The organism is Pseudoxanthomonas sp. GW2, from assembly GCF_000283075.1.
Classification (GTDB): domain Bacteria; phylum Pseudomonadota; class Gammaproteobacteria; order Xanthomonadales; family Xanthomonadaceae; genus Pseudoxanthomonas.
Genome location: NZ_ALIP01000030.1, coordinates 1 through 1,107 on the forward strand (window position 1 = coordinate 1; position 1,107 = coordinate 1,107).

The 1,107-nt window shown below is 76.6% G+C and carries 2 protein-coding genes; both read right to left on the minus strand.

Annotation, left to right across the window (positions count from 1 at the left end):
* Nucleotides 1–615: SPOR domain-containing protein (locus B351_RS0102790; RefSeq protein WP_019397535.1), on the minus strand; the 615-nt coding region annotated here is incomplete at its 3' end.
* Between the two features lie 62 nt (nt 616–677).
* The coding region (locus B351_RS0102795) for a glutamate ligase domain-containing protein (protein WP_019397536.1) at nt 678–1,107 on the minus strand (430 nt) is incomplete at its 5' end.

Sequence of the window (1,107 nt, forward strand, 5' to 3'; positions counted from 1 at the left end):
CGTTGCGGGCGACGCGGTAGTCGCAGCAGGAGCGGCAGCGGCCGCGGTATCCGGCGCGGTCGCCGCGGCGGCGGCCGGCGCGGCTTCCCCGGCGCCTGCGTCCAGCGCGATCACCTGGGCGTTGACGTCGTTGCGGATGCGCACCGCGCGCAGGCGCCCGGCTTCGGCCAGGGCGCGGTCGGCGAACGGTCCCACACGCACGCGCCAAGCCGGGCGGTCGCCCACCGTGGTGCGCTCGCTGAAGCCCTCCAGGCCGGCCTGGCGCAGGCGGTTGATCACCGCCTCGGCATCCTTCTCGCTGGCATAGGCACCGAAGGTCACCGCCCAGCGTCCCGCCGCGGTGGCCGGGTCGGGCGCGGCCTCGGCCGCCTCGCCGTCGGTCGCGGCGGCTTCGGCCTCGGGGGCGGGCGCCGGGGCATCCACCTCGGCGGGCGCACCGAGCAGGGGCAGCTCGCGGGTCTCGTAGCCGCTGGCCGGCGCATCGGGGACGCGGGTGGAGACGTCGGCCACGCCACTGTCGGGGGCCGGGCCCTGCACCAGCATCGGCAGGAAGATGACCGCGAGCGCGACCAGCACGGCCGCGCCGATCAGGCGTTGTTTCAGCGTGGTATCCACGGGAGCTGGGGGCCTGGCGGGAAGTGGCGGCAATTATAGGGGGAGCCCGGCCGGGCCAACCGTCATTGCCCTGAACGCAGCATCGCCAGCGCGGCGGCGGCGGTGTGGAACGAGCCGGCCACCACCACCCGGTCGCCCGGCGCCGACTGCGCCAGGGCGCGCGCCAGCGCCGCCTCCACACTGGCATCGCGGCTGCCGGTGGCGGCCGCGGTACCGGCCAGGCGCGCGGCCAACGCATCGACCGCTTCCCCGCGCGCGATGCCCTCCAGACCCGCCAGGTGCCAGCGGTCCACGCAGCCTTCCAGCGCCTGCACGATTGCCGCCGCGTCCTTGTCGGCCAGCACCGCCAGGACCATGGCGGTGGCGCCGGACGCCGGCCGCGCCTTCGCCCAGGCAGCCAGTTCGCGCGCGGCCTGCGGGTTGTGGGCCACGTCGACCAACACCTCCACGCCGTCGTGCTCGAAGCGCTCCAGCCGGCCCGGGATGCGCGCG